Source organism: Acinetobacter sp. YH01005 (assembly GCF_013420465.1).
Taxonomy (GTDB): Bacteria; Pseudomonadota; Gammaproteobacteria; order Pseudomonadales; family Moraxellaceae; genus Acinetobacter; species Acinetobacter amyesii.
In genome coordinates, this window is sequence record NZ_VOYA01000015.1 from 45745 (window position 1) to 71200 (window position 25456).

The following is a 25456-nucleotide window of genomic DNA, read 5'->3' on the forward strand; positions in this document are numbered from 1 at the left end:
CAGTATTGACGTTCCTATTCACTTGAATCCTAAAGTGATATAAAAGCCAAAAAGAAGAATTCAACAAATTATTTGCAAAATAGGGTAGACGAAAAAATAAACATTTCCTAAAATGCCGTCATTAAAAAAAATTAAATACATAATAACAATGCTTAAAAATATTCACGCCATGGTGGAAAACTTTGGCTTTAGCGTACAGAAACGTGCGCTACACATTCATTTCTCAAATGAACATCTAAATTCTGAAGTTTTTATTCAACGGATTGAAGGTCAACACCGTATTAATCAAGGCTTTCGTGCGGAAATTATTTGTCTCTCGACCAATGCTCATTTGGCTTTAAAGCAGTTTATAGGCGGCCGAGTGGCTGTCGATCAAGTGACAGATTTGGGACAACTCAGTCGCCTGACTGGTGTGATTACAGGTGCAAGCCAAGGTCAAAGTGATGGTGCATTGACCGTTTATAAGCTGGTGATTGAGGATGCCACAGCACTCTGGCATAAGCGTCGTAACAGCCGTGTCTTTATGAATAAATCGGTAGGGGAGATGACCGAGATTATTTTTAGTGAATGGCAGAAAAAAAGTGCGCTGTTTGCTGCCAGTTTAAGCTTGAACTTAGAGGGACTGGCACGTACCTATGATGTGCGTCCATTCACCATGCAGGCGAATGAAAGTGATTATGCATTTTTGACCCGCCTTTGGCGCAGTGAAGGGATCAATTGGTTAATTGATGAAGCGGAGTTATTTGTCGCATTTTCGGCTGCACCGATGCAAGCACAGCAGCTGCGTTTAATTGATACGAATCAGGCTTATAGTGCTTTGGAACGGAAAAAGATTCGCTTTCATCGTAGTCATGCCACGGAACGTTTGGACACAATCACCAGTTTTGTGGCAGAACGCTTTTTACAATCGACCACGATTCAAACGCAGCGTTGGCAAGCTCAACATTTGGCACAAGACCAAAGTAATCCGCTCTTAAGCGCCCATGCACAGAGTGAGCAACAGCACAATGAAACCTTAAGTTTAGAGCAGGCGTGGACCATGAGTTCGGCCTGGACAACCGACCTTAAAGGTACAGATCAGGCGACCACTTCAAATACACAGCAATTGGATCAGTTGAATCGGCAACTCAATCAATATCAGGAATTACAAGCCAAATATTTTACCGCCAGCAGTAGCGTGCGGGATGCGCAAGTTGGGTATTGGTTTGAATTAGAAAATCATCCTGAAATCGATCAACATCAAACGACAGATCGTGAATTTCTCATACTGGGGAAAGCATTTTATAACCAGAACAATTTACCCAAAGATATTTTGGTTCAATTAGAAAAGTTACTTGCGGCGAGCCGTTGGCTATCTTTAGGGGATGAACGGCAGGCCAATGACCTATATGTGGTCCGTCGGCAAATTTCTGTGGTGCCTGAATATGATCCTTTATTACACCGGCCACCTGCGTTTCCACAGCGGGCTAAAGTGGTCGGTCCAGAAGGTGAAAGTATTTATGTCGATGCTTGGGGGCGTATCAAAGTTCGGTTTACGTTCACCCGCAGCGATGACCACAGTCATGATGGTGGAGCAGGGAGTAATGATAATGACAGTGACTCGGCTTGGGTCGATGTACTGACTCCATGGGCGGGTGAAGGTTATGGGGCACGTTTCCATCCTCGTATTGGTGAGATCGTGGTCATCGACTTTTTTGAGGGTGATGTGGATCGTCCCTTTGTAGTAGGACGAATACATGAGGCTGAGCGATCTCAGACCATGTTTGACCTCAAAGGTCAGCTTCCTGAAACCAAAAAACTCAGTGGTATCCGCTCACAAGAAGTTGCGGGAGCAGGCTTTAACCAACTGCGCTTTGATGACACGACGGGGCAGATCAGTACCCAATTACAAAGTAGTCATGCAGCGACACAGCTGAATTTAGGTAATCTCAGCCATCCTAAAGAACAAGACAGTAGCCATGGCCGTGGTGAGGGTTTTGAGCTGCGAACGGATGCTTGGGGAGCAATGCGTGCAGGTAAAGGTTTACTCATTAGTACCTATGCGCAGGATAAAGCAGTTGCCGATCATCTTGCTGCTGCTGAAGCTCAGTCTCTTTTAAATCAAGGGCATCAGAGCATGAATATGCTGAGCGGTTTAGCCGTAAAGCAACAGACCGATGCATTAAATGTGATTAATCGTTTGCCGAAGTTAATAAACTCTTTAGAAATCAAAAGTACTACTGAAGGTGTCAAAGCGACTTTAAATTTGTTCAAGGAGGAGCTAAGTCGAGACCCATTGGCAGCGTTAAAAAACTGCAAAAGTTTTGTCAAAGAAATGGGCTCAATCGCACATGATGTCAAAAGTACAGTAAAAGAATTTAAAGCATTTTTTAATGATGCCGAAGATGCCTTTGATAACTTAAAGTCTGTCATAGATCATATTGAAGAAAATGGTAAGGATGTGATTCAAGGGCGGGTTGCAAGTCTGAAAAGTAACCTAAAAGAAGATCCATTAAAAGTATTAAAAGATGTGGGTAAATTGATCGAAGACATCAAATTTAACCCTGATGATTTATTGAATAATGGTGGTTTTGGTTTGCCACCAGCGATGACACCCATAAAAGCATTAGAAAAAGTACAAGGCTTTATGGAAGGCTATGCGCAAGGTTTAGAAAAATCCAATACAGCGGCAAAACAAGAACAAGGCAAATTATTCCGCCAAGCGTTGATGTTGCTTGCATCACCTAATGGTATTGCACTCACTACACCGGAAGATATTGTTTTACAAGCCTCGCAGGATATTGCAGAAAGTGCGCAAGGTTCGATTAATTTCAGTGCTCAAAAGAATATTGTCAGTCATGCACAAGACAAAATCAGTTTGTTTGCGGCTCAAAAGGGCCTGAGTGCTTATGCCGCAAAAGGGAAAGTTGAATTACAAGCCCAAGATGATGCTATTGAAGCAATTGCACGAAAGGTGATTAAGCTCATTTCAACGGAAGATAAAATTGAAATTACAAGTCCTAAAGAAATAGTGCTGACCGCAGGGGGCTCGCAACTGAAAATTAATGGCAGCGGAATATTTACCACGACAGGCGGCAAGTTTGAGAGTAAGGCGGGGCAGCATAGTTTTGTGGGAGGAGCGACTGTAAATGCACAATTGCCTAAGCTGCCTGAAAGTGGGCTGTATAGTATGAGATTTGACTTAAGTCAAATATTTGATACTAATATATTAAAAAATATGAAATATAAACTTATTAACCATTCTAAAAAAATTGAAGCTGAGTACCAGTTTGAGCAACAAAGTAGTGCACGTATTTATAGTGATGCTATTGAAAATGTAGAACTGGCATTAGTACCAGGTGCTTATATAACTCTATATCAAAAAAATGCAGCAATGGATGCAGAGTCTTTAGATGAAGAAATTCAAGGTTGCGGATGTGATGACGAAATGCATCTTTGTGATGAAATTAATTTAGAAATATAGAAGGTATTATCTTGAATAAATATATTTTAATTGGATTGTTTTTGATAAATTTCTTTTCTATCAACAATATAATATACGCCAAAGGGCCTGATTTTGAAATAGTTTCAAAATGCACAGACGAATATGAATCAAGTTGCAATATTTACAGAGTAGTTGATGGGGACAATAAATTATTGCTAGAAGATGTTAAGTCTCCAATTATCACAAAGATTAATAGTGATATATTTAGGGTTAGAGTTTCGTGTGGATCTCCATGCCAAGTAAACTTTTTTTATGGAGAAACTAGTGAAGATTCTACTAATGAATTTATTGCTTTTAATGAAAATAATCATTGTTTGATAGAAAGTGATAGTGTTAAGAAGAAAATATATGCAAGGATAATTTTCACTGGTAGGAAAAAAATTATTGCTGATTTAAATGATAAGGAATACTTGGGGTTAAATCAAAGATTTGATTATTATAATTATTTTAAAAAGAAAAGTAAATTTTTAGAAAATGGTAATTTAATATTGTTGGCAGATGATTATTCAAGTTTATTAATTAAAAAAATAATAATAAAACCATGCGGAGAAAATAATGAAGTATTCAGATGAATTTATAGCATTTGTTGCAACAATCTCTGGAGAAGCAGGTGTTTGTAGCATTACTTCAAAAAAAGCAGTTGCACATTGTATTATGAATCGATTAGGGTTTGGTGAGTGGGTAGGTCATCCAAGCATTATACAATATTTATATGATGATTTTGATGCTTTAACTGAACAAACGGCTGCTGTAAAAAAGGTTAAAGCTGAAATGAATTCTAATAAGGTTTCAAAGGATACTCAAGATATTATAGATGCTGTGTACCCTATTTACATGAGGGAAGAAGAAGATTTCACAAATGGAGTGGTATTATATTATAGCCCAAAAGCTCAAAAATTTTTGAATAATAAGGACCCAAAAAATTATAAATATCCACCAAATTTTGTCAACGAATTAACAGAAGAAGTGAAAATAAATGGTACTGAAAATGATGATATGTGCTGGATAAGGTATAAAGGAACTTCACGATTTTTTATTAAATTCATCGATCAATCTGCTAAAAAATTAATGGGATCAAGAGTCAATGTAAGTTATAAGAAGACAAAATATATTCCAACAATGAGTAATTTGTTAATAGATGAAGAGGGCTTTATTAGATCTATTTTAGTAAAGGGTGGATGGGGAGCAAGATTTTCTGTTGATGGCTCATCTGTGAAAGATGAAAATAATAAAGAATTAATGTTGATTGCTGATGGAAAAAACCATCATGTCATAATTGTTGTAGATAATGGAATGGGTGGTATAAAAACACGAACAGATAAACATAACCAGGAGCTACCACAAAATAATAAAGACGGAAGAGAAAATACTGAAAATAGTAATAATCAAGAAAATAATTCTAATAAATTAGATGTAAAATTTGATCTTAGAGTTTTAGATAGTGATGGAAAACCGATTTCAAGAATTTCTTATTTTTTAAAATATAAGGGAAAAGAGAAAAAACACTCAACTGAAAATGATGGTGTTGAAAAAGGTATTCAGGCAGAAAGTGGAGAAAAAATCGCAGTTTTAGTTAGTGGAAGAGATTCCAAACAAGAAGTTGGAATTTTCACTGTATTAAATGATAAAAAAATATATGATATACAAATTAAGTTACATAAATTTGAAATAATTTTTAGGCATAAAAAAAGTGGAAAATCTATAAAAAATTTAAATTTAGTACAATGGTACAGAGGTAAAGAATACCCTAAAAAAACTAATGATGAAGGTAAGATAATTGTAAATGCTATGCCAGGTTTTGATTTAAATTATAAATTAAGAAATGGTCAAAATTTATTAACAATAAAAGTCGATAAAAATAAAACTATTAGATTCATAGATGTTGACTCTCAGGTGTTGGAACAAGCAAGTAAAGATTTAGATTCGATAAATGCTGAAAAAAAATCATCAAAAACCAAAAATACTAGCCAAGAGCAACAAACTCGAGATGAAACTCCCAAAAGAGATCAAACACAAGCAACAAGTCAAGATGGACACCCAAAAACTACAGTTAATGACAATAATGAAGAAGCAGAGTTCAGTGTTCTTACATATGATAAAAAAACTGATCAGCTATTTAGTGGTGGTAATTATTTAATAGAATATAGAGGTAACAAAAGAAATCATTCAAGTGGTACTCATGGATTAGGAAAAAAAATACATAAAGCTAATGTTGGTCAGAATATAAAAGTTATCACACTTGAATCTGAAAAGGAGATAGTCCATTTTAATGATGTAATCAGAAATGGAATGAAAGATATAGATTTAAAAATAGATAAACCTTCAATACCATTGGCAGTACAAGGAGTTAATGTTGGATTTAATGGTGTAGCTGAACAGTGGAGGAAAGATATTGTTAGTCAAAAAACAAAAAATGTACTAGCGTATCTTGCGAAGGAAGCGGGAATGAAAGAAATTCTGATCACAAGTACTATAAGAACTCCAGAATCACAAGCAAGAGCAATGTACAACACAACTATTAGTTACAGTGCACCTGGTGAGGCAGTAAAAAGAGTACGTGATGATTGTAAGAAAAAAGGCTTATCTAAAGATGCTACCATAAAAAAAATGGTTGAAAAAATTATTGAGTTTCAAGGTAAAGGACTAAGAGTTTCGCTGCATTGTGTATCTCAAACTCAGTATGAAAAGATGAATGTAGTAGACATTGGATTAAATAGTAATGGATTTGGTTCGAATACAAACTTAAGTAATTTAGGGCAAAAATTTAAAAATGTCTGTATTAAAGCTAAGTCTGAAGGAAAAATTTCTGGATTTATTCCAGGTGATGCAAAAGGTGAGGGCGCTATGCATATTGAGATTATGCAATGAATTTTTATCATATAATAATAGCTTGTAGTTTGTTAGTAGGATGTAATTCATCGGATCGCGAACAAAATATTGATTTAAATGCAGTTAGTAATAAAAATGAGAAAATATATGAAAGAGTTGATTTTTATTATGCGTTTAAACAATGCAATGTCAAACGGAATTGCAGAATTCTTAAGCCTAGTGTGCTAGATGAAAGTTATTTTCTAAATGCTTACAAACCAAATAACGATGAGTTTTTTATCAAAAAAAATGGTGAAAATTACGAAATTTTTTACAAAATTTTTATGATAGAAAATATTGAGATGGGATGGGCCAAGTTAACTCGGTTAAACAATAATGAAAATCTGATTTTTAATGTCGATAAAATATTTCAATCCTATGGAAAGATGAACCCAATAGGAGGAGGTGATTCTTTTAAAGATGTTGAATCATCTAAATCAAAAGAAAGTATTTATTACCTTAATGAATATTATGATGAATATTCATTTAAGCAACCGCAAAAAATTATTTTGGAAAAACAAAAAGACAATACTTACTTATTGGATTGTAATTCTTATATGAGTGATTTAGATCCAAAAAACAATTTTTCCGGAATTTTTTATAGAGTGTGTTCTGAGGGAGAGAAAATTTATTTTAAAATAATTTGATTTTCTAAGAATAAAAAGCCGACTCTCGTCGGCTTTATTTATTTAACCTTCCAAAACTTCTTCCAGCAACTCTTCACTCGGTGCAAAGTAATACGCTCCGTCCATTGGCGTAACAAAGTGAAGTAAGCGGTCATGAATGCCGTCACCGCTCGTACCGAACATGCGAACCAGCATGCTGTCGATAATGCTGAGATCTTTGGTATAGGCAATAAAGAACAAACCTTGGTCACCGCGGCCATCGCCATAAGGCAATGAATGACGCAAAATTGCGAGTTCTTCACCTTCATCATCTTCAACAACGGTACGTGATACATGTGAGTTTTCAGGTTGTTCGTTTTCATCTAACTCAATCGATTCAAGTTTGGTGCGCCCAATGACATGTTCTTGAGCATCTACCTTTAACTTTTTCCATTTATCTAAGTTGTGTGCATAACGCTGCGCAAACACAAAAGAACCATCTGCAAAAATGCCTGCTTCTTCAGAAAGTAAAGCTGTTTCAGCGCGGTCATCTGGAAATTGAGGGTTTTCAGTACCATCAATAAAGCCAGTTAAGTCACGGCCATCGAAATTGCGGAAGCAAACACGCTCATCTAAAACCTCCACTTTATCTTGAATGCCATCAAAGAAAGCTTGGCTTAAAGCAAAGCAAATATCTGTACGCTGTGCTGCAATGTGAATCAGCACATCCGCTGGGGCCACAGGCATGTTAAATGAACCTTGAATTGGATCAAGTTGCTTAAAGCCTGCCGGAGATTGACTGTAAAGTTGTGCCCAAAGTTCTGGTCCAAAAGCCACAGCCGTTTTAATCTGTGCATTTGGATGTTGGGTAATCAGACGATCACGAGTATTAAGTAAGTCTTCAAGTTGTTCTTTTAATTCGCTAATCGTTAAATCTTTTAAACGTAAAACAATAAAACGAGCATGATCTGAGGGTAATGGCAAAATTACAGATTGAGCAGACATTCATGGCTCCTAAAAATTATAATTTCTGAGTGGCTGTGTGTATTGTGCCTTAAGCAGCGCTGAGAGTGTAGCCTTCATTTGGCCTTTTAGCGTGCATTATTGTCATGAAAATAGAGTAAATGTCATATAATACAGACCCATTTCAAACTTGAGCTAATGATGTCCTATCAAATCTGGATTGCATACATGTTGGCATGTTGGGTAATTAGTGTTTCCCCAGGTGCAGGTGCAATTGCGTCTATGTCGAGTGGTTTGAATTATGGGTTTAAGCATGGGTATTGGAATGCAATCGGCCTGCAATTGGCACTTTTGGTTCAGATCGCCATTGTTGCAGCTGGGGCAGGGGTCTTATTTGCGACGACACCATGGGCTTTTCTGATCGTGAAATGGTTTGGTGTGGGCTATTTATTATATTTGGCTTATTTACAGTGGACAGCGCCAATAGAGTCTATTGAAATTCAACAAGATTTGCCCAATAAATCACCGTCAAAATTAGTTTTACATGGCTTTTTGGTCAATATGAGCAACCCTAAAGCGATTGTATTTTTGTTGGCAGTTTTGCCGCAGTTTTTAGATTTATCTAAACCCCAATGGATTCAATATGTCATCATGGCTGCAACGATGATTAGCATCGATCTGATTGTCATGGCGGGGTATACCGGTCTCGCTGCAAAAGTGCTGCGGTTATTAAAATCACCCAAACAACAAAAATATTTGAATCGAGCTTTTGCGGTATTATTTGCTTGTGCGGCGAGTTTATTGAGTTTGGTGCATCAATAAATCCAGTTAGATGATTCTGAGTATCGTATTTGACGTGCAAAAAAAGCCATGCAACTGCATGGCTTTTTTTTTGATATGTCGCGAATTGAACAATGAACGTTGCTACTTAAGCCACTTTCTTAAATTTTTGCATAATAAAAATTAGGGCAAAGAGCAGCGCCATGGTTAATACAATGGTCAGTCCTGTAGAGGTGTTTAAACCAGCACTTGACCATAAACCTACAGTTACACCGACTTGGGCAATGATGAAAGACCACAGTACCATTTGCTTCGGGGAATTTGCCAATAAACGAGCGGTTAATGCAGGAATCACTAACAATGCACCCATCAGCAATGATCCGACAGCACGTAAAGCCAATACAGTAAATAATGCCAGTAATAACATAAAAATCAGACGTTGCCATTTAGCGCTGACACCTTCACTGACCGCAATATCGGGGTCAATGGCAATCTGAATCTGAGATTGCCAACTTTTATACAGCACGGTCAGTGCCACAATGATCACCACTGCAAAGACAGGCAAATCTGACCAAGAAATGGTGAGTAAATCACCAAATAAATAGCTGAGTAATTCAGGTCTTAAGCTTGGCAAATGTTGTATGAAGAGTAAGCCTGAGCACAGGAGTGTAGCCGAACAAAGCGCGAGCAAGGCGTCATTGGGCAAGCGTGGATCGTGTAACACCCATAAGATTGCAACCAATAAGAGCGCAATCAATGTAACGCCTGTCCAAAGCGGTAGACTCATCGCACCGGCAATGGCGACACCGAGTAAAGTGCCATGTGCCATGGTGTCCGCAAAAAATGACATGCGACGCCATAACATTAAACAGCCAAGCGGTGCAGTCAGGAACACCAGCAAAGTGCCCATGATCCATGCTGGCAAAAGGAGTTGTAGCCATTCCATCATGGATTATGCTTCCGGTTCAGGGTGAATATGAGGACGAGAGTCATGCTGGCAAGGCGTTGCACTATCGCCATGTGCACAGTGATCATGATGGTGTTGATAGAACACACGATTTGTTCCAAAGATCGCTTGATATTCAGGATGTTGCTGGACATTTTCAGGCAAGCCACTACAACAAATATGCTTGTTCAGGCAAACCACACGGTGCGTGCCTTGCATGACCCATTGTAAATCATGAGAAACCATCAAAACTGCACAGCCATATTTTTCTGGCAAGCTACGCACGTAGTCATACAGTTCCGCTTCAGACTGGATATCCAGACCTTGCATAGGTTCATCCAGAACCAATACATTCGGTTGACGCAATAATGCCCGTGCAATCAATACACGTTGACGTTCGCCGCCCGATAGTTGCTGAACTTTAGATTGTTGTAACTTGGCAATGCCTGTATCACGAATAATTTCTTGCTTAATGCTGGCATCACATTTTTCTAATGCCAATAAATCACACACACGTAGCGGTAAGCTGTGTGATGGATTAAATTTTTGTGGCACATATGAGAATTTTAATTTTTGTATGCTGATCACTTTACCAGATACAGGTTTTACAATACCCAATAACACTTTGATGAGCGTGGATTTGCCTGCACCGTTAGGACCAATCAAGGTGACAATTTCTTTTTCGTGTAAGGCGAAATCTACATTTTTTAAAATGTCACGTTCATCGATTCGGACATGAACATGCTCTAAAGCCACAATGGGCTTCATATTTAGTGTTTGCTGCGGCACTGCTGACAGATCCCTGAAATTTCAATAATACTGTGATGTGCAGTAAAGCCATCGGATGCAGACAATTCATCGAGTTGCGCCATCAAGCCTTGAGCAGATGCTTCTTTGACTATTTTACAATCGGTGCAAATCAGGAATGCGGCTTGATGTCCTTCGCGCGGATGACAACACGGGATGTAAGCATTAATCGACGTTAGACGGTGAATCAAACCTTTTTCAAGCAGAAAATCCAGCGTACGGTATACCGTCGGTGGCGCTGCAGGTCGGTCAGACTCACTTTTGATTTTAGCCAAAAGGTCATAAGCACCCATTGGTCCCGTTGCGTTCAAGATCAGTTCCAATACTTCTTTACGCAAGGGCGTAAGTCGAGCACCCGTCGCGCTACAGAGACTCTCAGCTTCAGCAAGGCGCTGTTCGACATTATGATGATCGTGTACACCATGCAAAGCATTATGATGTTCGTGTGAACATGCGCTCATAGCCAACCTCGAGTACGAAACTGTATAAAGAAAAAGACTTTAAATCTTAACATGAAGCGTAAGGACTTACGAACAGACGTAGGTTTTTTTACGATTTTGTTATATTATAACACTATTCATTTTATGGTGCTCTCTCCCCATGTCCCGTGTAATTCTTTTTTGTAGTTTGGCTTTATTCAGTGTGATGAGCTGGGCGCAAGGTCTCGTTGTTTCTACACAACCGATTTATCTAATCGCAAAGGATGTACTCAAGGGTGTAGAGCAACCGAAATTACTGCTTGACCATCAATCTGGACATGATGTGAGCTTGACGCCTGCACACCGTAAAACCGTGCAAGATGCCAATCTCGTTTTATGGTTAGGTCACGCGCACGAAGCACCATTGGCAAAAATGTTGGGTGAAAGTGGCAAAAGTATCGCTATTTTAGACTCAGGTATTATCAGTGCTTTGCCATTACGTGATGTCCGTGGCAATGCATTAAAAGGCACAATCGATACGCATGTCTGGCTTGAACCAAACAATGCAGTTCGAATCGGCTTTTTTATAGCCGCGTTACGTTCACAACAGTTTCCAGAACATCGTGAAAAATATTGGGCCAATGCACGTGCATTTGCGCAGAAACTCTTGGTTACTGCACAAAAAACCGATGTGTCGAGCCGTGCTCAACCTTACTGGTCTTACCACGATGCCTATCAATATCTTGAGCGCTCACTGAATTTGAAATTTACCGGTGCGTTGACAGATGATCCACATGTCGCACCGACATTGGCACAAATCAAGTACCTGAAAGACCATCGCGCGCAGCCAAAAGTATGCTTACTTGCAGAAGCACATGCCAGTCAAAATCAGTATCAAAAGCTCGGTGGCATCGTCTTTCAACCGGTTGACGAAACGATGAGTGGGGCAGGGGATTTTGTAACAGCATGGAAGATGTTGGCTGATGAAACACTGAAATGCACACTAAATGCACGAAAGTAAAGTAAAAAATAAACAACTATTGATTAGTTTGAAAGCAGTTTGCCAATTTAAAAAAACACGACTAAGGTCGGGAAAAGATTGCAAGTTAAGGGGTGTAACTCTATAATGCCTGCGATTAAAAATAATCATCAGTTAAACTTGTCAAGCAGAATTGCTGTGAGTGAACAAAAATGAGTCGAACTAGTCGCATGATTGATCGACGATTAGCGAAAGCTTTAGTCATCTTACAAGCAGTAATGATTCCTGTTTCAGCCCTGATTGGTTGGGTCCTTAAAGACACAATCACAGCATATAGTGCAGCTTTGGGTGCGTTGGTATGTTGGCTAGCAAGTAGCTACTTTTCATGGCAGTCGTTTCGTGCGGCTGGTGCCCGTGCCTCTAAACAGGTGCTGTCAAACATGTATCGTGGCTTAATGGGCAAGTTTGCAATCGTGATTGTTGGATTCATTTTGATTTTGATCAATGTCAAACCGTTGTCAGCGGTGGCATTGTTTTGTGGTTTTATGCTCGTACAAAGTATGTCGTGGGTCGCTCCTTTTTGGGCAACACGCTTAAAAAAAACGAGTATAAACACAACAAAAAATTGAAAAGTTTTTTGGAGAGTAACGAGATATCAGGCAGCACGCGATATTCGTTTTCTCTATTAGTTTTGACATTGACCAGGTGTGATTTATGGCTGCTGAAGAACATGCCCTTACTTCGACCGAGTACATTCAGCATCACTTGACTAACTTGACCTATGGCAAAATGCCAGATGGTACTTGGAAGTTAGCTGAGACTGCTAAAGAAGCTCAAGAGATGGGGTTCACTGCTATTCACTTGGATTCAATGGGTTGGTCTATTGGCCTTGGTATAGTTTTCTGTTTGTTGTTCTGGGTTGTAGCGAAAGCTGCAAACTCTGGTGTTCCGACCAAGTTCCAGTCTGCAATCGAAATGATTATCGAGTTCGTTGACTCAAGTGTCCGTGACACTTTCCATGGCAAATCGCGCTTAATCGCGCCGTTAGCGTTGACCATCTTCGTGTGGATTTTCCTCATGAACTTGATGGACTTGATCCCTGTTGACTGGATTCCTTATACAGCTCAATTGATCGGTGCTAACGTGTTTGGTATGGATCCTCACCACGTTTACTTCAAAATCGTTCCATCTACTGATCCTAACATTACCTTGGGTATGGCATTATCAGTATTTGCGTTAACTATTTTCTATAGTATCCGTGAGAAAGGTCTTGTCGGATTCGGTGCAGAATTTGCACTTAACCCATTTAACCCAAGTAACCCAGTTTTAAAAGCATTACTTATTCCAGTAAACATTATTCTTGAATTAGTAACTTTTATTGCACGTCCAATCTCATTGGCTCTTCGACTGTTCGGTAACATGTATGCGGGTGAGTTGATCTTCATCTTGATCGCATTACTACCGTTCTGGATCCAGTGGGCGTTGTCTGTGCCTTGGGCGATCTTCCATATTCTTGTTATTACGTTACAAGCATTCATTTTCATGATGTTGACTATCGTATATATGAGTATGGCTAGCGAAAAGCATTAATGGTATTGCTCAACTGTCAAAGGGTGGTTGGGCACACAATTTTTTAACTTAATTTGGTATAAACCTAACCTCTGAGGAATTATCATGGAACTCACTTTAGGTCTAGTTGCAATTGCATCTGCTATCTTGATCGCTTTTGGTGCTTTAGGTACTGCGATTGGTTTTGGTCTTCTAGGCGGCCGTTTCTTAGAAGCTGTTGCTCGTCAACCAGAATTGGCTCCACAACTTCAAACTCGTATGTTCTTAATCGCAGGTCTTCTTGATGCTGTGCCTATGATCGGTGTTGGTATTGGCTTGTTCTTCATCTTCGCTAATCCATTTGTAGGTTAATCAGCTTAATTCCTAAATTAAACTATTGAGGAATAGCAATGAATATCAACCTCACATTGATTGGCCAAGCGATTGCATTTGCGATTTTTGTCGCATTCTGCATGAAGTTTGTATGGCCACCACTAATCAATGCGATTAGTGAGCGTCAGCGTAAAATCGCTGATGGCTTAAACGCTGCTGAAAAAGCAAAAGCTGACCTTGCGGATGCGCAAGCACAAGTGAAAGCTGAATTAGACGCGGCTAAAGCACAAGCGGCTCAATTGATCGAACAAGCGAACCGTCGTGGTGCGCAATTGGTAGAAGAAGCGCGTACTCAAGCTGCGGCTGAAGGTGAGCGTATTCGTCAACAAGCTAAAGAAGCTGTTGATACTGAAATCAATGCTGCTCGCGAAGAATTACGTCAACAAGTTGCTGCTCTTGCAGTTACTGGCGCAGAAAAAATTCTGAACCAGCAAGTTGACGCAGAAGCTCACAATGCCATGCTGACTCAGCTGGCTGCTAAACTTTAAGAGAGGCGGATTATGGCTGAACTCTTGACGTTGGCACGCCCATACGCTAAAGCAGCATTTGCTTACGCTTCTGAGCAAAATGCAACTGACGCTTGGTCAAATGCATTGAACTTGCTCAGTGCTGCGGTGCAAGACGAAGCATTTTCAGCTTATCTAAATCGCCCTGAGCTTACTCCTGCTGAGCAGGTAAGTGTTTTCGCAAAAGTTTTAGGTGAAGACCAGACTGCAGCAGTGTCAAACTTTTTGACATTGCTTGCCGATAATGACCGTCTGGCACTTCTTCCTGAAATTTCAGAAGAATACGAACAGCTCAAATCACAGAATAACAATACTGTGGATGTAGTGATTGAATCTGCATTCCCATTGACTTCTGTACAAGAACAATTACTTGCGCATGCATTAGAGAAAAAATTCGAAGCTGCCGTAAATGTTTCTGTAGAAGTTAACCCAGCGTTAATTGCGGGTGTAGTTATTCGTGCAGGCGACCAAGTGATAGATGATTCTGCGCTTAACAAGCTTGAAAAAATGCGGACTCGTCTTCTTGCTTAACAGCTCGAAGACTGAACTTTAAAAAGATTGAGGTATAGCGCAATGCAACAACTGAATCCATCCGAGATCAGTGCGCTCATTAAACAGCGTATCGGCGATCTGGACACCAGCGCGACCGCTAAGAACGAAGGGACCATTGTTATGGTTTCCGACGGTATTGTGCGCATTCACGGCCTTGCTGATGCAATGTACGGTGAAATGATCGAATTCGACGGCGGCTTATTTGGTATGGCACTGAACCTAGAACAGGATTCAGTGGGTGCCGTTGTCTTAGGTAACTACTTAAGCCTTCAAGAAGGTCAAAAAGCTCGTTGCACAGGTCGTGTATTAGAAGTTCCGGTTGGTCCAGAACTTTTAGGCCGTGTAGTAGATGCTCTTGGTAACCCAATTGATGGTAAAGGCCCTATTGACGCAAAACTTACTGATGCTGTTGAAAAAGTAGCACCAGGCGTAATTTGGCGTCAATCAGTGGATCAACCTGTACAAACTGGTTATAAATCAGTAGATACAATGATCCCTGTTGGTCGTGGTCAACGTGAGTTGATCATCGGTGACCGTCAAACTGGTAAAACAGCTATGGCGATCGATGCGATCATCGCTCAGAAAAATTCTGGCATTAAATGTGTATACGTAGCAATTGGTCAAAAACAATCGACTATCGCTAACGTTGTGCGCAAGCTAGAAGAAACTGGTGCTATGGCGTACACAACTGTTGTAGCAGCTGCTGCAGCTGATCCTGCAGCGATGCAGTATCTTGCTCCGTATGCTGGTTGTACAATGGGTGAGTACTTCCGTGACCGCGGTGAAGACGCGCTTATCATTTATGATGACTTGTCTAAACAAGCTGTTGCTTACCGTCAAATTTCATTGCTTCTACGTCGTCCACCAGGTCGTGAAGCATATCCTGGTGACGTATTCTATCTACACTCACGTTTACTTGAACGTGCTTCACGTGTATCTGCTGACTACGTTGAGAAATTCACTAACGGTGAAGTTAAAGGCCAAACTGGTTCATTAACTGCATTACCGATTATTGAAACTCAAGCCGGTGACGTATCTGCATTCGTACCTACAAACGTAATTTCGATTACTGACGGTCAGATCTTCTTAGAAACATCATTATTCAACGCAGGTATTCGTCCTGCTGTGAACGCGGGTATCTCTGTATCACGTGTTGGTGGTTCTGCTCAAACTAAGATCATCAAAAAATTGTCAGGTGGTATCCGTACCGCTCTTGCGCAATACCGTGAATTAGCTGCGTTTGCTCAGTTCGCTTCTGACCTTGACGAAGCAACTCGTAAACAGCTTGAACATGGTCAACGTGTAACTGAGCTTATGAAGCAAAAACAATATGCTCCATACTCAATTGCTGACCAAGCTGTTTCAATTTATGCATCTAACGAAGGCTACATGGCTGACGTAGAAGTGAAGAAAATCGTTGCATTTGATGCTGCGTTGATCTCTTACTTCCGTTCAGAAAATGCTGCGTTAATGCAAAAAATTGACGAGACTGGTGCTTACGATAAAGAAATCGAAGCAGCAATCAAAGCAGGTATTGAAAGCTTTAAAGCGACTCAAACTTACTAAGATTCAACTGTGTTGAATCTGGTTTTGGTTTGGTTCACGGATCAACCTTCGGAAGCTCGAAAGGGCTTTCGAATACTAGGTTAAGCGTATGGCAAATTTAAAAGAAATTCGCGCCAAAGTAGCTAGTATCAAAAGCACGCAGAAAATTACTCGCGCGATGCAGATGGTAGCAGCTTCTAAGATGCGTCGTGCGCAAGAGCGCATGGCTCAAGGCCGTCCGTATGCCGAAAATATGCACCGTGTAATTGCTCATTTGGTACAAGCGAACCCTGAATACAAACACCGTTATATGGTTGAACGTCCTGTAAAGCGCGTTGGCTATATCATTGTTTCTTCAGATCGTGGCCTTGCTGGTGGTTTGAACATTAACTTGTTCAAAAAAGTGGTAAAACACGTACAACAGCAACAAGAGCAGTCAATTGAAGTTCAATTTGCTTTAATTGGTCAAAAAGCGGTTTCGTTTTTTAAAAACTACGGCGGTAAAGTTCTTGGTGCAACTACAAACGTAGGTGATGCTCCGAGTCTTGAACAGTTAACTGGTTCTGTACAGGTGATGTTAGACGCGTTTGATAAAGGCGAGTTAGATCGTATTTATCTAGTGTCAAACGGCTTTGTCAACGCCATGACTCAAAACCAAAAAATCGAACAGCTTGTTCCTTTAGCAGCTGCTGAGGAAAGCGAAGGCCTAAATCGTCAATACGGTTGGGACTATATCTATGAACCAGAAGCTGAAGAGCTTCTAAATGGTTTATTGGTTCGTTACATTGAGTCTATGGTTTATCAAGGTGTGATTGAAAACATCGCATGTGAACAGTCTGCTCGTATGGTTGCAATGAAAGCTGCAACTGATAACGCGGGTGAATTGATCAAGAGCCTACAACTTATTTATAACAAGCTGCGTCAAGCCGCGATTACTCAGGAAATCTCTGAGATCGTTGGTGGTGCCGCTGCCGTTTAACATTATTAGTTTGAATTGAGGAGACAGCAATGAGTAGCGGTCGTATCATTCAGATCATCGGCGCGGTTATCGACGTCGAGTTTGAACGTAACAGCGTTCCTAAGATCTATGACGCTCTCCATGTTGATGGTACTGAAACTACATTAGAAGTTCAGCAGCAACTTGGTGATGGCGTAGTTCGTACTATTGCAATGGGTTCTACTGAAGGCCTTAAGCGTGGTCTTACTGTAACTAACACTGGCGCGCCTATCTCTGTACCTGTAGGTACTGCATGTTTAGGTCGTATCATGGACGTTCTTGGTCGCCCTATCGACGAAGCTGGTCCTGTTGGTACTGAAGCTCGTTTACCAATTCACCGTCAAGCGCCTTCTTATGCAGAACAAGCGGCTTCTACTGACCTTTTAGAAACTGGTATTAAAGTCATTGACTTACTTTGCCCGTTCGCCAAAGGTGGTAAAGTTGGTCTGTTCGGTGGTGCCGGTGTTGGTAAAACTGTAAACATGATGGAGTTGATCAACAACATCGCAAAAGCTCACTCAGGTTTATCTGTGTTTGCTGGTGTTGGTGAACGTACTCGTGAAGGTAACGACTTCTATCACGAAATGAAAGACTCTAACGTTCTAGACAAAGTAGCAATGGTCTACGGTCAGATGAACGAGCCACCAGGTAACCGTTTACGCGTAGCGTTGACTGGTTTGACTATGGCTGAGTACTTCCGTGACGAAAAAGACGAAAACGGTAAAGGCCGTGACGTTCTATTGTTCGTCGACAACATCTATCGTTATACACTAGCGGGTACTGAAGTATCAGCACTTCTAGGTCGTATGCCATCTGCAGTAGGTTACCAACCGACTCTTGCAGAAGAGATGGGTGTTCTTCAAGAACGTATTACGTCTACTAAGTCTGGTTCTATTACGTCAATCCAAGCGGTATACGTACCTGCCGATGACTTAACAGATCCATCGCCTGCTACTACCTTCGCTCACTTGGACGCGACTGTTGTATTGAGCCGTGACATCGCATCTTCTGGTATTTACCCAGCGATTGATCCACTTGACTCTACTTCACGTCAGTTAGATCCACTTGTGGTGGGTACTGAGCATTACGAAATCGCTCGTTCAGTTCAAAACGTTCTTCAACGTTACAAAGAATTGAAAGACATTATCGCAATTCTTGGTATGGACGAATTGGCAGAAGAAGACAAACTTACTGTATACCGTGCACGTAAGATCCAACGTTTCTTCTCTCAACCGTTCCACGTAGCTGAAGTGTTTACTGGTGCTCCTGGTAAACTTGTACCGCTTAAAGAAACAATTCGTGGCTTTAAAGGTCTTCTAGCTGGTGAATACGACCACATTCCAGAACAAGCGTTCTACATGGTTGGTGGTATTGACGAAGTTATTGCTAAAGCTGAGAAACTTTAATTAGTTACCTAATTTAGGAGATTCTCATGTCAACTATGCAATGTGACGTTGTAAGTGTTAAAGAGTCTTTGTACTCTGGCACTGTAACTATGCTAATTGCTAAAGGTGCTGGTGGTGAGTTGGGTATTATGCCTGGCCATGCACCACTAGTAACTTTGCTCAAGCCGGGCGCAATCCGCGTTCTGCTTGAAAATGGTACAGAAGAATTAATCTATGTATCAGGTGGTGTACTAGAAGTTCAACCGCACGTTGTTACTGTACTTGCAGATACTGCAGTACGTGCTGACAACCTTGATGAAGCAGCAATTATTGAAGCTCGTAAACAAGCTGAACAATTGTTAGCAAATCAAAAGAGCGACTTGGACTCAGCTGCTGCATTGGCTGCTCTTGCAGAAACTGCTGCTCAGTTGGAAACCATCCGCAAAATCAAAAACCGCGCTCAATAAGACGCAGTTTGAGATTGAAAGAGCCACCCGAAAGGGTGGTTTTTTTATGTTCAAATATACAACTTAAATCGAGATGGATATAATATTTAGCAAATAAATCTTGATATAAAAAATAAAATGAAACTCAATATTAAATTAACCAATGAAGATTTTTATGTATTTCAGGTGCTAAACGAAGAGCTTATTAATCCTGTTATATATGACAAATTCGAAGTTAAGTTTCTCAGATTAGTGTTTAAATTTTTTATACTATTAATAGTCGGTCTCTTTATTTTTATTTTCTTCAAAAATGATTCTTCACTTTTGAATTACTTGATTGTTTTAGTCGCTCTTTTATTAGGATTATTGCCCAAAGTAAACTCTCTTTTTCAAAATATGTTTAAGATACGATATATCGATCATATGGCTGAAAATTCGAAAATTTTCATTGGGGATAAAGAAATTGAGATTACAGAGAAAAATCTTATCGAAAGTACTGAGTATTACACTCAAATTTTTTCATGGAGTTTAGTATCAAATATTGAGAAAACGCAAACTCATTTAATTGTTTTCTTCGGTATATGTATAGGGATTATTTTGCCCTTAGACCAAATTAATAATGACGTAGAAAAGATAATACAACAATATTGCCCAAATATTGAGTTCAAAGAACATAACTGGTAAGTAAATTTCATTTGATTGTCTTTGATGAATTTGAAGTGATTTATTTGTAATGAATAATTGAGAAATTTCTATTCTCCATAATATTCACATCAAATCTCTTATCAAAATTTTCCCCTAATTTTTTCAGCTCAGGCTTTATATCTATCACCTAAAGTTGAATATATTTTATTCAATACAATCTTTATGGTGATTAAATTCAATTAGCTAGCATTGCACCATGAACCTTATCGCCTATGAGCCGCATTTTTGGGAACTTTATCAAGACTTTGATCAATATTATTTGAGCATTGCGGTTGATCTAAGTTCTGTCGTGTCATGTTGGGATGTTGAACTCACCCATGAAGAAGTCCAGCAATATGAACACCGTGGGCGCGTGAGTATTCAAGAACTGGCAAACTCGATGGTTGCTGCTGCTTATAAAGGTGATTTTGCTTCATTAGAAAGTCGTTTAGTGAAACCATATGAGCGTCAGGCCATGCAATCGGCTTTTAAAAAATGGCAAGATAGCCAAAAAGCAGGTTAATGCTCGTTATTCATACATGGGTAAAATTGAAAACTCGCCGTGACTGATAATTTTAATTTTAAAAATTAGATCAAAGCCTTCATCCTGTGATGGAACTTGAAGTTTGCGATAAGTAGCACGCACGCCAACTTCTGGAATATGGGCTTTGCCTTCACGAAAACTGTTGCGTTTTAAGGTACTGTCCAAATCGGTTTCAAAATAATAAGCAATCACCTCAAAACCTGCATCAATTGCACGTTGGATATAGCGAGCACGAGCTTCCCGATCTGGGTTGGTATTATCAATCACCATTTTCGTTTTGGATGCCAAACCAGCTTCAAAGATCATATTTTCCCGATGTCGGGTTTTCAACATATCCAAATTAATACGTAAATGGCTATGATATAAATTCAACATGTAAAAGGTTGATTTGCCAGAGGCTTGAACGCCTGTAAAAATAATCAGCTGCATGGTGTCTGCAATGAAAGCATGGAATGAATAATAGAGTATTAAATCAGCAACGCAGTTTTGCTACAATCTCTACAAAATAAATAAGAACAAGTTGCAAAAGTCCGTATGCACAAATTTTTCAACAGTTTATCGCTGTGTCTTTGTTATAGTTTGCTCGTTGCATGTCAAAGCCAATACGTCACGACACCCAATCTTCCCACTGAAGCTGCACTTGTCGCTGAATCGGTTGATAATGGCATCAGTACGGAGCTTAAAATCCCATATATGACCGCCTTTCGAAATCTGCGACAAGCCTATAATCACTGTGTTGCGTTTACCGCGAACAATCGCTACGTCTATACCGATAATCGTTTAGAAGAGCATTTGGAGCAGGGGACATTGATGGCACGAACTGAGAATGGGGCGTATTTGCATAAAATGTTGGTCGAAAGTTTAGATCCACAGACGACACGTATTACCTTATTTTTGCCGAAGCAATATACCTTTGCCCAAGCACGTTTTAAACAAGATGTTCAGCGCGCACTTGGACAAGATAAAAACTGTAATACCTATGAATTTGCTCAATCCAACTAATTGAACTTTAAGACGCTTGTGAGTTTTCCTGCTCTGGGTGCTCTACACGTTTACCGCCCTCATAACTGGCAAATCGAGCTTGATCACGTTTGAAGACCGGTGCTGGTGTCGGCCAAGGCCAATCGCCAAAATGGGTCTCACGATAGCGTTTAAACGCGGCATCGAGTTCTTGAGTGGTATTGAGCACAAATGGACCGCGCATCGCCACGGGTTCATTAATCGGTTCACCTTCTAACCACAGAATCCGTGCTTCTAATCCGCCTGCTTTGAGATGGACGTCGGCATCTGATTGGAGTTCAACCAAATGCTTCATCTGAATGGTTTGACCTTCTATTTCTAATGTATTGCCCTGATAAAAATAAGCAAAACGGTTTGAGCTACTTGTTGTTGCGGGAATCACCAACTCTGCACCTGCTTGCATGGTGATTAAATAAATATTGACCTTATTTTCTGCGGCAGCCGCCCATGAGTGTGGCGGTCGGGAAATGGCATCGGTGGATTTGAACTGCCCTGAAATCACGCGGATATCCGATTTTTTTCCTTCACTATCTGTTTCAAAGACATGAGGAATCTCTTCACGCCAAAACATTTTATAGTCGGCATCATGGGTTTTCTGTTCAGCCGATGAATTAAACCAAATTTGGAAAAGTTCAAAAGGATTGGCTTTATCTTCATGCAGTAGGGGGAACATTTCACAGTGTTCAACGCCATTGCCTGTGGACAGCCATTGCACATCGCCAGCAGCATAGCGTCCGCCATTGCCTAATGAATTGAAATGATCGACATAGCCTTGTTCGACCAAGGTAATGGTTTCAAAGCCAGTGTGTGGATGTTCTGGAAAACCTGGAACCACATCGCCATAGTACATATTGAATTCATCTTTCTCGGCGGCTGTTTTTGGCCCCATGTCTGCATTCGCAGCAGGAAAATGATCAACATGATGAGCAGTAAATAAGAAAGGATCTTTTAAATCTAAACGAAAGGTAATGGGTGTAATGTTATAAATCACAGCGTTTGACATAACTGTTCTATCATTGGCTTTGTTATTAAGCATTAATCTAAAAGGAAAAACACTCGTGTTCTATAGCGGAACTGTAAGAAAAAAAGCGTTAGCTCAAGGTCTAACGCTTTTTTGATTTAAAACAGGTGGAATGCAATGGAAATGCTAGATTTCGCTATTTATTCAGTTTCAGTGGGTGCAGTAGATGAGCTTTTTCCAGCTTGATCTTGGATCAACATACCTGCCAATTTAAGCATTTCAGCTTGAATATTGCCCATTTGATTTTGAATTTTCTGAAAATCAACTTTGCTTAAATCGACTTGTCCATTGAGAAAAGGTGAGGCCAATACTTGCTGATTCGCTGCCTGTAAATTGCTGCGAATATCATTAATTTCAGTGCTTTTTAGATTTAAATCATTCAAAGCTTGATTGAAACCTTTGAGCTGCTGTTGTAGCTGGGTTGCCGCTTTTTGCAATTGGAGATGGTCTTGATTGCTGACTGCGGCTTCTAAATCGACCTGCGTTTGTTTGAGTTGTTCAACATAATTGCCGGCTTTAAGTTGCATATCCGCAACATCGCGAACGATATAAAACATATTGCCGCTTTTTAATTGGCTTTGATCTGTCGCCTGACTTTGTGTCGCGGATTGATTTTCACTTGTTGGTGCAGTTGCAGGATGATCATTTTCTGCAGCGATTTCTTGTTCCTGTTGCGGTGCTGTAGCAGGTTCACAACCAATCAGCACCAAAACACCACTAAAAATGGCAAAAGGGAGAAGAGCATTCTGCACGAGCTTTTTCATTCAATCATCACTATGTGTTAAGTCTATGCTTTGAATATAGGGGCAGAATGTGGATTAAAAATAGATTGTTGCAAAGCAATAACAAAATAATCGCTTGAACAAAAAAAAGAGGGCATTTGCCCTCTTTTGATGTTTTGGTGGGTTTAACCCGCAATGATTTTGATAATGGCGTGACTGATGGCATTCATTAAAATGTAGTCACTATTCACTTTAATCCATTGTTGGTTTTTGCCTGATTTAGACAATTTTTTATATTTGTTGTGGTCACCTTTGTAGCGATGACCACGGTATTCAGAAGATACTTTTCGTCCAGAACGCCAGGTATGTGATGGATTTACCGCTTTTTTCTTGTTCTAGCTTTGGTTTTTACCCCGTGTGTATTGTTTAGTGTGCTGTTGGGTTTTCGCCTTTTGAGTATTTTGCCGTGCATCTATTGTTAGCGCAGATACACGTGCTGTCAAAAAATAGATAAAACGATAGCTTTCATTAATGTATTTTAAGTTCACCTGTTTACTGCTGGATGTGAATTGATAAGACTCATCATAATGAGTATTTACAGGGAAGCTTTGAACAATGTGTATATGAAATATTAAAACAATGGGTAAAATGTGTAAATTATCAATATATGATAATTATTAAATAATATTGTGATAATTTAAAATGATTAATCTCAGTTAAAATCACAATAATCTTAACTGAGAGATTGAGATATTGTCGAATTATTTGGCTAATTCAGCGTTAATGGCATCGACAATACGAGCATCATCTGCCTTGATGTCAGGTGCAAATCGTGCCACAACTTCGCCTTGTTTATTCACGAGGAATTTTTCAAAATTCCAGAGCACTTCAGGCTTTGGATTTGGTGTTAATCCGTATTCGACTAAATCATCCCACCATGGGCCTTCACCAATGCGTTCAGGAATGGCTTGGGTTAAGGTTTGATAAAGTGGGTGTTTATCTGCGCCTGCAACAGAAATTTTTGCAAAAAGTGGGAAATCGACCTTGTAGTTGATGGAGCAAAATTCTTGAATTTCAGCTTCAGAACCAGGTTCTTGTTCTAAAAAGTTATTGGCAGGAAAACCTAAGACTTCAAAACCTTGTGATTTCTTCTCTGTATAGAGTTTTTCTAGGCCTTCATATTGCGGTGTTAGCCCACATTTAGAGGCCACATTGACCAATAATAAAACCTTGCCTTGGTATTGATTGAGTGTGGTGTCATCACCTTGGATGGTTTTTACCGGGATATCGTAAACTGAAGCTGACATATTCGTTCCTAATTGAAGTTGTGCCTTTCATCCTTGTTTTAAAGGGAAATCTGGTGAACAGCAAGCTTTTATCGATAGGTTTTTCGCATAATTTTTGTAGTACTTTGCAGAATTCGAGCTGATGCTTGCTTGAGTGCTTGGCATTTAACTAGTAGCACGGTGTTGGTTTGGGGTTTTTCCTGTATAGCGTTTAAAAAACTCAATAAAGCTTGAGCTGTGTTGATAACCCAATTCATAGCTGAGAGCTTTAATAGACTGACCAGCGCGGAGTTGTTGAATGGCATAAATAATTTTCGCACGGTTTCTCCATTCAGAAAGGCTCATTTGCAGTTCGTGCTGACTCAGTCGCAATAACTGACGCTCACTCAAAACAACATTGGATAAGCATCGCTGTAGGCTCAAGCTAAAATGATCTACATCTGCGAGCTGCGCCAAGATCGGCTTTAACACTGCATCATGGCTTTGCGGTAAATAATGTTGATGTTTGGGTGCTGTTTTTAACTGGTCGAATAAGACCTGTAGCAGGTGTCGATAGGGTGGTGTGGTATGTTGCTCTGTAGGAAAGGTCAAAATTTCTTGCACCAACAAACGAAAGAAAGGCTGGATGCTAAATACTTCCGTCTGCTTGGGGAAATTTATGCAGAGATCAGGTGCTAGTCGGATTGCCACATAATGAATGGGTTGCTCATCAATCGCGACTGAGCAATGTTCTGTCTGTGGGGGAATCCACACCCCATAACTGGCAGGTGAGAGATGATGTTGCCCTTGTATCTCATATTCGAAAATACCATCGAGACAAAAATTAAAATCACCCCAAAGACAACTGTGCGGATAGACCGTATCTAATGTGGTGTAGTGCGCTTCAAAAAGCTCGATTTGTTGTTCAATCGGTGCTGATGTCATATATGCCTAGGTGTCGATGTCTGAACTACAAT

27 protein-coding genes and 1 pseudogene are annotated in these 25456 nt (G+C 39.9%); 18 read left to right on the top strand and 10 right to left on the bottom strand.

Going from position 1 to position 25456, the window contains the following annotated elements; all coding sequences use genetic code 11:
• Positions 1–148 precede the first annotated feature (148 nt).
• Genes FTT72_RS11480 through FTT72_RS11495 form a run of 4 tightly spaced genes read left to right on the top strand, consistent with a single transcriptional unit; the run spans position 149 to position 6999 of the window.
• On the top strand, positions 149–3463 hold the full coding sequence (locus FTT72_RS11480) for a type VI secretion system Vgr family protein (RefSeq protein ID WP_180178404.1): 3315 nt from the start codon (positions 149–151) through the stop codon (positions 3461–3463).
• Between the two features lie 11 nt (positions 3464–3474).
• The gene (locus FTT72_RS11485) at positions 3475–4056 is read left to right on the top strand and encodes a hypothetical protein (protein ID WP_180178405.1); all 582 of its coding nucleotides are present in this window, start codon (positions 3475–3477) and stop codon (positions 4054–4056) included.
• On the top strand, positions 4040–6352 hold the full coding sequence (locus tag FTT72_RS11490; protein ID WP_180178406.1) for a hypothetical protein: 2313 nt from the start codon (positions 4040–4042) through the stop codon (positions 6350–6352). The genes FTT72_RS11485 and FTT72_RS11490 overlap by 17 nt, the downstream gene beginning before the upstream one ends.
• Entirely contained in the window at positions 6349–6999 is a 651-nt protein-coding gene (locus tag FTT72_RS11495) for a hypothetical protein (protein WP_180005344.1), read from the top strand. Before FTT72_RS11490 ends, FTT72_RS11495 begins: the two co-directional genes overlap by 4 nt.
• A gap of 42 nt (positions 7000–7041) precedes the next feature.
• On the opposite strand, the gene FTT72_RS11500 is transcribed toward FTT72_RS11495, so the two are convergent.
• On the bottom strand, positions 7042–7962 hold the full coding sequence (locus tag FTT72_RS11500) for a Dyp-type peroxidase (protein WP_180178407.1): 921 nt from the start codon (positions 7960–7962) through the stop codon (positions 7042–7044).
• A 159-nt stretch (positions 7963–8121) separates the two neighbouring features.
• Here FTT72_RS11500 and FTT72_RS11505 point away from each other — a divergent pair, with 159 nt between their 5' ends.
• The gene (locus tag FTT72_RS11505; RefSeq protein ID WP_180178408.1) at positions 8122–8742 is read left to right on the top strand and encodes a LysE family transporter; all 621 of its coding nucleotides are present in this window, start codon (positions 8122–8124) and stop codon (positions 8740–8742) included.
• 106 nt (positions 8743–8848) lie between these two features.
• On the opposite strand, the gene znuB is transcribed toward FTT72_RS11505, so the two are convergent.
• From znuB to FTT72_RS11520, 3 genes are read right to left on the bottom strand one after another with little or no spacing between them, the layout of a single operon-like run.
• Positions 8849–9649 (bottom strand): zinc ABC transporter permease subunit ZnuB, encoded by an 801-nt coding sequence (znuB, locus tag FTT72_RS11510; RefSeq protein WP_078191483.1) that lies wholly within the window; start codon positions 9647–9649, stop codon positions 8849–8851.
• 3 nt (positions 9650–9652) lie between these two features.
• On the bottom strand, positions 9653–10414 hold the full coding sequence (gene znuC / locus FTT72_RS11515) for a zinc ABC transporter ATP-binding protein ZnuC (protein WP_373683469.1): 762 nt from the start codon (positions 10412–10414) through the stop codon (positions 9653–9655).
• A 2-nt stretch (positions 10415–10416) separates the two neighbouring features.
• Positions 10417–10914, bottom strand: a complete 498-nt coding sequence (locus FTT72_RS11520) for a transcriptional repressor (RefSeq protein ID WP_078191481.1) — start codon at positions 10912–10914, stop codon at positions 10417–10419.
• 139 nt (positions 10915–11053) lie between these two features.
• Here FTT72_RS11520 and FTT72_RS11525 point away from each other — a divergent pair, with 139 nt between their 5' ends.
• The 12 genes from FTT72_RS11525 (at position 11054) to FTT72_RS11580 (ending at position 20430) form a co-directional block, all read left to right on the top strand.
• A complete protein-coding gene (locus FTT72_RS11525) occupies positions 11054–11893 on the top strand; it encodes a metal ABC transporter solute-binding protein, Zn/Mn family (protein WP_180035138.1) in 840 nt (279 codons plus the stop codon).
• Positions 11894–12063: 170 nt separating this feature from the next.
• Positions 12064–12480, top strand: coding sequence for an ATP synthase subunit I (locus FTT72_RS11530; protein ID WP_180178409.1), 417 nt, complete (start codon positions 12064–12066; stop codon positions 12478–12480).
• Positions 12481–12565: 85 nt separating this feature from the next.
• Positions 12566–13441, top strand: a complete 876-nt coding sequence (gene atpB / locus FTT72_RS11535) for a F0F1 ATP synthase subunit A (protein ID WP_078191478.1) — start codon at positions 12566–12568, stop codon at positions 13439–13441.
• Positions 13442–13525: 84 nt separating this feature from the next.
• Positions 13526–13771, top strand: a complete 246-nt coding sequence (gene atpE, locus FTT72_RS11540; protein WP_000424060.1) for a F0F1 ATP synthase subunit C — start codon at positions 13526–13528, stop codon at positions 13769–13771.
• A 38-nt stretch (positions 13772–13809) separates the two neighbouring features.
• Positions 13810–14280 (top strand): F0F1 ATP synthase subunit B, encoded by a 471-nt coding sequence (locus FTT72_RS11545; protein WP_078191477.1) that lies wholly within the window; start codon positions 13810–13812, stop codon positions 14278–14280.
• Positions 14281–14292: 12 nt separating this feature from the next.
• Positions 14293–14829 carry a F0F1 ATP synthase subunit delta gene (locus tag FTT72_RS11550; RefSeq protein WP_078191476.1) on the top strand — a complete coding sequence of 179 codons (537 nt, stop codon included), beginning with the start codon at positions 14293–14295 and terminating at the stop codon, positions 14827–14829.
• A 42-nt stretch (positions 14830–14871) separates the two neighbouring features.
• The gene (gene atpA, locus FTT72_RS11555; protein WP_078191475.1) at positions 14872–16416 is read left to right on the top strand and encodes a F0F1 ATP synthase subunit alpha; all 1545 of its coding nucleotides are present in this window, start codon (positions 14872–14874) and stop codon (positions 16414–16416) included.
• Between the two features lie 88 nt (positions 16417–16504).
• On the top strand, positions 16505–17374 hold the full coding sequence (atpG, locus tag FTT72_RS11560; RefSeq protein ID WP_078191474.1) for a F0F1 ATP synthase subunit gamma: 870 nt from the start codon (positions 16505–16507) through the stop codon (positions 17372–17374).
• A 29-nt stretch (positions 17375–17403) separates the two neighbouring features.
• Positions 17404–18798: a F0F1 ATP synthase subunit beta gene (gene atpD / locus FTT72_RS11565; protein ID WP_078191473.1), complete on the top strand. Its 1395-nt coding sequence runs from the start codon at positions 17404–17406 to the stop codon at positions 18796–18798.
• 26 nt (positions 18799–18824) lie between these two features.
• The gene (locus FTT72_RS11570) at positions 18825–19244 is read left to right on the top strand and encodes a F0F1 ATP synthase subunit epsilon (RefSeq protein ID WP_078191472.1); all 420 of its coding nucleotides are present in this window, start codon (positions 18825–18827) and stop codon (positions 19242–19244) included.
• 117 nt (positions 19245–19361) lie between these two features.
• A complete protein-coding gene (locus FTT72_RS11575) occupies positions 19362–19907 on the top strand; it encodes a hypothetical protein (protein ID WP_180178410.1) in 546 nt (181 codons plus the stop codon).
• 217 nt (positions 19908–20124) lie between these two features.
• Positions 20125–20430: a hypothetical protein gene (locus FTT72_RS11580; RefSeq protein WP_180005339.1), complete on the top strand. Its 306-nt coding sequence runs from the start codon at positions 20125–20127 to the stop codon at positions 20428–20430.
• A gap of 6 nt (positions 20431–20436) precedes the next feature.
• Here FTT72_RS11580 and FTT72_RS11585 read toward each other — a convergent pair whose 3' ends face one another.
• A complete protein-coding gene (locus FTT72_RS11585) occupies positions 20437–20880 on the bottom strand; it encodes an AAA family ATPase (protein WP_180178411.1) in 444 nt (147 codons plus the stop codon).
• Between the two features lie 105 nt (positions 20881–20985).
• Here FTT72_RS11585 and FTT72_RS11590 point away from each other — a divergent pair, with 105 nt between their 5' ends.
• Complete coding sequence (locus tag FTT72_RS11590) at positions 20986–21453, top strand: hypothetical protein (protein ID WP_180178412.1); 468 nt, start codon at positions 20986–20988, stop codon at positions 21451–21453.
• Between the two features lie 7 nt (positions 21454–21460).
• Here FTT72_RS11590 and FTT72_RS11595 read toward each other — a convergent pair whose 3' ends face one another.
• From FTT72_RS11595 to FTT72_RS11615, 5 genes and pseudogenes are all read right to left on the bottom strand, one after another.
• A complete protein-coding gene (locus FTT72_RS11595) occupies positions 21461–22474 on the bottom strand; it encodes a pirin family protein (RefSeq protein WP_180178413.1) in 1014 nt (337 codons plus the stop codon).
• A gap of 158 nt (positions 22475–22632) precedes the next feature.
• Positions 22633–23256: a hypothetical protein gene (locus tag FTT72_RS11600; RefSeq protein ID WP_180178414.1), complete on the bottom strand. Its 624-nt coding sequence runs from the start codon at positions 23254–23256 to the stop codon at positions 22633–22635.
• A 143-nt stretch (positions 23257–23399) separates the two neighbouring features.
• Positions 23400–23507: pseudogene (locus FTT72_RS16315) on the bottom strand (hypothetical protein); the annotation flags it as partial.
• Between the two features lie 468 nt (positions 23508–23975).
• Positions 23976–24521 carry a glutathione peroxidase gene (locus FTT72_RS11610; RefSeq protein ID WP_111885877.1) on the bottom strand — a complete coding sequence of 182 codons (546 nt, stop codon included), beginning with the start codon at positions 24519–24521 and terminating at the stop codon, positions 23976–23978.
• 144 nt (positions 24522–24665) lie between these two features.
• Positions 24666–25424: a helix-turn-helix transcriptional regulator gene (locus FTT72_RS11615; RefSeq protein WP_180178415.1), complete on the bottom strand. Its 759-nt coding sequence runs from the start codon at positions 25422–25424 to the stop codon at positions 24666–24668.
• Positions 25425–25456: the final 32 nt, after the last annotated feature.